The organism is Trinickia dabaoshanensis (genome assembly GCF_002879885.1).
Classification (GTDB): Bacteria; Pseudomonadota; Gammaproteobacteria; order Burkholderiales; family Burkholderiaceae; genus Trinickia; species Trinickia dabaoshanensis.
On the sequence record NZ_PNYA01000035.1, the window covers coordinates 73,584 to 80,549 of the forward strand.

At 59.2% G+C, this 6,966-nt stretch carries 3 protein-coding genes and 2 pseudogenes; all 5 read left to right on the top strand.

The annotated features are described in order from the left end of the window. The first annotated feature begins 2 nt into the window (after positions 1-2). On the top strand, positions 3-4,616 hold the full coding sequence (locus C0Z18_RS28665) for an RHS repeat-associated core domain-containing protein (protein ID WP_102648821.1): 4,614 nt from the start codon (positions 3-5) through the stop codon (positions 4,614-4,616). Continuing rightward, positions 4,616-4,999 carry a DUF2750 domain-containing protein gene (locus C0Z18_RS28670; protein WP_102648822.1) on the top strand — a complete coding sequence of 128 codons (384 nt, stop codon included), beginning with the start codon at positions 4,616-4,618 and terminating at the stop codon, positions 4,997-4,999. Before C0Z18_RS28665 ends, C0Z18_RS28670 begins: the two co-directional genes overlap by 1 nt. Positions 5,000-5,014: 15 nt before the next feature. Beyond that, a pseudogene (locus tag C0Z18_RS33950) lies at positions 5,015-5,191 on the top strand (RHS repeat-associated core domain-containing protein); the annotation flags it as partial. A 481-nt stretch (positions 5,192-5,672) separates the two neighbouring features. Then, positions 5,673-6,194, top strand: coding sequence for an SEL1-like repeat protein (locus C0Z18_RS28680; RefSeq protein ID WP_146014122.1), 522 nt, complete (start codon positions 5,673-5,675; stop codon positions 6,192-6,194). An 8-nt stretch (positions 6,195-6,202) separates the two neighbouring features. Beyond that, positions 6,203-6,371 (top strand): annotated as a pseudogene (locus tag C0Z18_RS33955) (RHS repeat-associated core domain-containing protein); the annotation flags it as partial. Positions 6,372-6,966 lie beyond the last annotated feature (595 nt).

The following is a 6,966-nucleotide window of genomic DNA, read 5'->3' on the forward strand; positions in this document are numbered from 1 at the left end:
CCATGGCCGAAGCGACCGTACTACTTCCCAAGCCCACTGAAACGTTCGTGGCGCCCCTCGTCAACATTCACCCGAAAGACGTCTCTTCGGCCGTGAACGATTTGGATGCTTGGCTGCGGGGTATCAGCAATGGTTTGATTACGGTCGAACGGTTGGAGACGGTCGCGCAAAACGTGCCGGTGCTGGCGAACATCTTCGCCGCCATCGATGTCATCAACGACATCCGAGCGATGATCCAGCACGGCAACCGCCCGCCCGACGCATTCGATTGGGTCAATCTGGGACTCGATCTGATCGGGATCGTCCCCTTCCCGCCCGCCATGGCCGAGGTGCGGATCGGGGCGCGGCCGCTGCTCAAGCTCGTCCGCGAGGAAATCGCTAGAAGCGGAAAGGCCGTGCTCGAAGGCGGGGCACAGGTGCTCGCCAACGCGATCTTCGAAGTGCTCGCCGCCCACCTGAACGAGCGCTATGCCGGCGAGATCGAGTCGTTCTTGACGCTGGTCAAGAACGGCCTTGCGGAGATGCTCGAGAAGTGCGCGACGCTGATCGGCGAATTGATGACCGGGCTGGCCGATCTATTTGCGAAAGTGTCCGGAGAAAAGCCGCTCGGTGTGATGGGCAACGTGCATGCGGCGGAACGCCATGCGCATGAGGTGGCAGCGGGCTTCGTCGCTTACGACGCGAAGCAGGCGATGCACGGCCTGTTCGGTTTGGTCGCCGATTGGGCGAAGATCGAGGCCAAGGGGACGATCAACGCCGCGAATCAAGTGGCGAAGCTCGCCAATCCGAACTATGGCCACGATCTGAAGGTGCTTTCCGACGATTTGCGCATGCGCATTCCCGAGGTGAAAGCACGCATACGCGGATTGAACGGCACCGATGTCGGCCATATCGCCTGGGTCATTCAGCTAGCTGAACAAGGCGTGCAACGCTGGCGTAAGAGCAAAGACGTGCACCATGCCACCGCCATTCCGTCGGAAGGCAAGACGCGCGTCGAAGACAAGAAGCCCGCGAAGACGGTCGAGACGATTCCGCATACCGCCCCCGCGGAAGCCCCGGGCCCCAGTAAATGTAATATCCGCTGCCCCATACCGTCGCCGCCTCAAGCGACAACAGGATCGATCGGCTTCGCGCTCGGCGACGAGACGCTCGAACATCTCGACTTCACGATCGGCGGCGCCATGCCGATCGTTTGGGAGCGCACCTATCGTTCGTTCTTCGATGCCAACGACGAGCACGGGCCTTTGGGCGCGCGATGGATCACGCCATATACGACGCGTTTCGATATCGACGAGAGCGAATCGAAGCTCGTCTATCACGATGCGGCCGGACGTAGCGTCAAATGTCCGCTGCTCGCGCCCGGCGGCATTCACGACAATATTTCCGAGGACTTCACCCTCAAGCGGATCGACGAGCATCAGCTTGCGCTCACGCGTGGGCATGAGTTGCTCGAATTGTTCGAGAAACATGGCGACCGGTTTCGGCTCTCGCTGATCCGCGATCGTCGCGGCAATCAGATCGCGCTCGGCTATGACGAGCAAGGGCGGCTATTCCGGCTCGTGACCGCGAATACGCAGGTGGCATTCAAGTACGACAATCGTTCGCGCATCGTCGAAGCGGGGCAATACGACGCCAAGGGCGAGCTCATCGCCAAGCTCGCGCGCTACACCTACGACGCGCAAAACGATTTGGTCGGCGCCACCGATCGCTACGGCAATAGACGGCAGTATCAATACAAGCATCACCTCGTGACGCGCTATACCGATCGCACGGGGCGCGCCATGAATCTCGAATGGGATGGGGTGGACGCGAAATCCAAGTGCGTGCGGGAATGGCGCGACGACGGCAGCGACGAAGTGCGGCTCTCCTGGCATCCGACGCTTCGGCGGGTGGAAGTGACCGACGCGTTGGGCCAAGTGACGCGGCACGATTACGACATCAAGGGCTACACCTTCCGCATCGTTCATCCGGACGGCAGCGAAGAGTGGATGTATCGCGACGAGAACGACAAGTTGACGGAGTACATCCACCGCGACGGCGGCGTCGAACAGATGACGTACGACGCGCGCGGCAACTTGATCCGCCACCATCGTGTGGATGGCAGTGTCGTGGAGATGGCCTACGACAGCAAATCGCAAATGGTCGCGCTTACCGACCCGCATGGAAACGTGTGGCGGCAAGCTTATGACGACAAGGGCAATCTCACCGAGCAGATCGATCCGCTCGGGCACAAGACCGAATATGGCTACGACGCACAAGGGCGGCTGATCAAGGTCAAGGATGCGAAAGGCGGCGTCAAACAACTGGCGTACGACGACGCGGGGCAACTGACGCGCTATACCGATTGCTCCGGAAAGGCGACGAAGTGGAAGTACGACGCCGACGGCCGGCTGGCGGAAACGACCGATGCGGCCGGCAATACGACGAAGTACGTCTATGGCGAGAACGGGCAATTGGAACAAGTGCAGTCGCCCGCGGGCCTCGAGAAGATTCAATACGACTCCGAAGGCCGGCTGCGCGGTCATACCGATCCGCTCGGGCGCAACACGCGCTATCACTACGACACGGCGGGACGTATCTCGAGCCGCATCGATGCGCTCGATCAAAGCATCGCTTATCGCTATGATCGGCTGGGGCGGCTCACGACGCTGACCGATGCGAACGGTGCCGCTTATCAGTTTCGCTATGACCCCGTGGGGCGCTTGCTCGAGGAAGTGGCGTTCGACGGCAAGACGACGCGTTATATCTACGACCAGGCCAGCGGACGGCTTAGCTCGATCGATGAAGCAGGCCAGGTCACCGAACTCGAGTACGACAGGGGTGGGCGGCTCGCGAAGCGCAGCTCGGGCGCGAGCGAAGAGCGTTTCGTCTATGACCAAAGCGGCCGGCTCATCGATGCGCAAAACCGCTACAGCAAGGTGCAACGGTTCTTCGATCCGGTCGGCAACTTGGTGCGCGAGCACCATGCTTATACGGTTTTCGATCAAGCGCGTAGCTATGTTTGGCACCATCAGTACGACGAGCTTGGCAACCGGATCAAGACCGTGCGGCCGGATGGTTATGCGATCGATTGGCTCACGTACGGCTCCGGTCATGTGCACGGGATGTTGCTCGACGGCGAAGAGCGGATTCAATTCGAACGCGACGATCTGCACCGGGAGACACAGCGGACGCTGAGTAGCCAGTTAGGGCATCGGACCGTTTACGATCCTGCCGGGCGCGTGATTCAAACTGCGCTGCAACGTGAGAAGGCGCCGATGCCGGTCGTCGATCGGCGTTATCGCTATGACGCCGCCGGACAACTCACGCAAATCGAGGATAGCAACAAGGGGTATATCGACTATCGGTATGACCCGGTCGGACGTTTGATCGAAGCGGCCAGCCCGTGGAGCCGCGAGCGCTTTGCGTTCGATCCGGCTAGCAATATCGTCGATGCGAAGGGCGCGGGCGATGCGCCGCGTTCGGTGCCGGTCGTGTTCAAGCCTCGCGAGGAAAACACGCTGCCGCAAGAGGTGCCGAAGATCCTGGGCAATTTGCTCAAGCAGTACGCGGGGATGCACTTCGCGTATGACGAGCGCGGGAATCTGGTTACCAAGCAAAGCCCCAAGGGCGAGCAGAAGTACGAGTGGGATGCGTTCAATCGTTTGACCGCCGCGATGGTCAAGGAAGGCGATCGGCGCGTGTCGGCGAGCTATTTTTATGATGCGCTGGGACGGCGTATCGCCAAGGCGGTGAACGGAGAGCAAACGCTATTCGGATGGGACGGCGATACGCTCGCGTATGAAAGCACCGAGGGCGGCAGTACGCATTATGTGTACGAGGCGGGGTCGTTCGTGCCGCTGGCGCAGTTCGTGACGCCCTCGCCCGTGGAAGGCTTTGCGACGCCGGTTTGGCGCGCCGAGGATCGGTATCTGCCCGAGGAAGATCCGCTGCAGCGGGTGCCTCGAGCGGCGACGAAGGCGCATGTGTTTTATTACCACTGCGATCAGATCGGCACTCCGTATATGATGACGGACGAGCTGGGCGACGTGGTGTGGGAAGCGACGTATAAGGCTTGGGGGGAAACGCAGGAGGTTATCGCTCGGGCGTCGAAGGCGGCCGGGGTCGTGGGTCGGAATTTGGTGCGGTTTCAGGGGCAGCAGGAGGATCCGGAGACGGGGCTCAGCTACAACCGTCACCGCTACTACGACACAAGCGTCGGAAGGTTCATATCTAGCGATCCCATCGGCTTGGCAGGCGGGCTTAATCCGTTCCAATATGCCGAAAACCCTATCATGTGGACCGACCCGCTGGGCCTTGCATCGAAGCTGATGTGCCGGCTTTGTTGTGATGGATCGCACGGACGTTCAAACAAACAGGAAAGGCTAAAAGCCTTGGCAGATGACCCGCTACAACCGAGCTGGGTCAGAGGCTGGGTTCGCAACGAGTTGCGGCATATTGCAACCGGCAATCGCACGTCAGTCCGGCTACCAGGAAATTCGCGAAACTCTCGGACGCCCGGTAAGGAACTCGCCCATGGTCGAGAGACCGAGGCAAAGGATGGATACTGCTACAGACATTCTCTGTTGCAGGACGCCGACCTGCATAAGACTCAGCATAAGATCGGAGGCTACTGATGACGGCGCACTCGAAAAAAATCGAGAATGTGTTGCGACTCGACGCGTCGGCCCGATGTGACTACTTCGTTCGCAAGGTCGCCGACTTCGAGGTCGTGTGGGGCCTGTTCGACACTGGATGGGCCACCGCTTCCGCCGGCGCAACGATAGCAGTGCCGTTCTGGCCAGAGCAGGAGTTCGCGGCCCTTTGCGCGACGGCAGAGTGGCAAGGGTTCCAGCCGAAAGCAATCGCTCTGGAGGATTTTCTTGCTCGATGGCTGCCCGGCATGGAGCAGGACCAACGAATTTGTCTTGTCTTTTCGACGCCGACTGACCGCGGAAGCCTCTTGCATCCGAAAGATCTCGACGACTTGATCCGGCAGGAGTTGCAGCAATACGAGTGATGCCATAAGCCTGCACGGTTTCAGGAGCAGCAGGTAGACGCCGAAACGGGGCTGCATTACAACCGGTATCGGTATTACGATCCAAGCGCGGGGAGGTTTATTTCGACGGACCCGATCAAGCTTGCTGGCGGCGTTAATCTGTACCGATACGTTTCCAACCACCCTACTGGGCTAGTAGACCCGCTGGGGCTCGTCGACATCAATAACTTCCCGACAGACGAGTCCATACATGAGTACGCGAAGAACATCCGTGAAAACCCAAATGTCCTGCAGATTGGGGCTCACGGTAACCCCGACGTCGTGACGGACCGAAACCTGAACGCAATGTCAATGCAGGATCTCGGCGATCAGATCAAGGCACATCCCAAATACATCAAGGGGATGCCGATTCAACTCTGCTCGTGCGAGACGGGGAAAGGTCCTCATCCGGTGGCACAAAAGCTAGCAGATCACATCGGCTCAAACGTAATTGCACCGGACAAGACGCTATGGATTTGGCCAAACGGCAAAATGCTTCAAGTGGAGACTGCCCCTGGAGGCGGGCCGGATTTGACTCGCGTTGGTCAATGGCGGGTTTTCCGACCAAAGGGGTAGCATCGGCGGCGATCGTGGGCGTCACATGCTAGCGGCGGGCCGACGTGCCACGCTGAATATGATTAGTTTCGGAGCTGCAATGCTTACACCGGGTGAATTGAGTCTCTATACACAGCGTGCAGAAAATGGCGATTGCGAGGCGGCCTACGCTTTGTATGAGCACTACGAGCAGCTCGGTAACGAGGTGCTAGCGAATAAATGGCTGCTCCTCTCGGTCAGCGATGCGCGAGACTTTGCTGAGGGCTTACCTGAGGGCACCCCAGTAAGTGGGCGCGAAGCATTCAAACTGGATGAACTCGAAGTTGCTGCTAAGCTAATCGAAGCAGAATCGGGTGACGTGTCCGCCGCAGAAGCCCTCTATCTGCACTATGCGTACGGGACGTACGACCCTGTTATGTCAGCCACGTGGCGCTCAACCGCCGCCTCCTTGGGCTCCGAGCGAGCGCAATGCGATTTGGCGGTTTCGCTGATGGACGCGCAACCGCCCGACCTTCAACAAGCGCGGCTGTGGGCGACCACAGCCGCAAAGTCCGGTAGCGCTCGAGGCATGGAACTCGTGCGCGAAATCGAGGATCGCTTGCAACGCCGCAACGGTGGGTAGACGTTTCAGGGCAGCAGGAGGATCCTGAGACGGGGCTGCGTTACAACCGGTATCGGTATTACGACGCATCGACGGGGCGCTTCGTTAGCTCTGATCCGATTAAACTTGCAGGTGGCTTCAATCTATATCAATATGCGCCCAATGCGCAGCGTTGGGTCGATCCGCTCGGATTGGCCCGTGACCTGACGGGGTGCGATGGTTCACATCGACCGCTGCGTAGCAGCCAGTATTCGGTGCTGCACGAGGTACAACTTGCCCCAAGCCAAGAAATCGGATCTGACACGTCGCACTTCCGCGAAGCTAATCGACAACTTGATACCGCTATCAAAGAGGATCCTTCATTCAAGCAAATGATGGGCTTCAAAGCAAAGGTACCGTAATGCCTCTAGTCATTTGCCGTATCCATGGCCGCGCGGGCGGCGACTTGGTCTCCCGTCCGCTTTTCGAGCTCGTAAAAGACCGTGCTGCTTGGGGTAGCGCCGCCCTCGTTCGTCGGATCACACTCGCGTTTGAAGATATCGAATACCCCGGCTACATGTTGGACGACGACATAGTCGAAGTCGTTCGTCTGGGCGGAGTGCACGAGGGTACCGAGACATACCGATTCACCGATGAGGAGGCAATGGAGTCAGCCATTGGCATGTTTGGCCTTGCCCCTGTTTCACGAATCCCATAGCTGAAGCCATCAGGCCGCATGCCCTCGCTGAGCGACGGCCCAATTCTTCTCGAACGTCATGGGACTGACGTAGTTCAATGTCGAATGCAGTCGGCG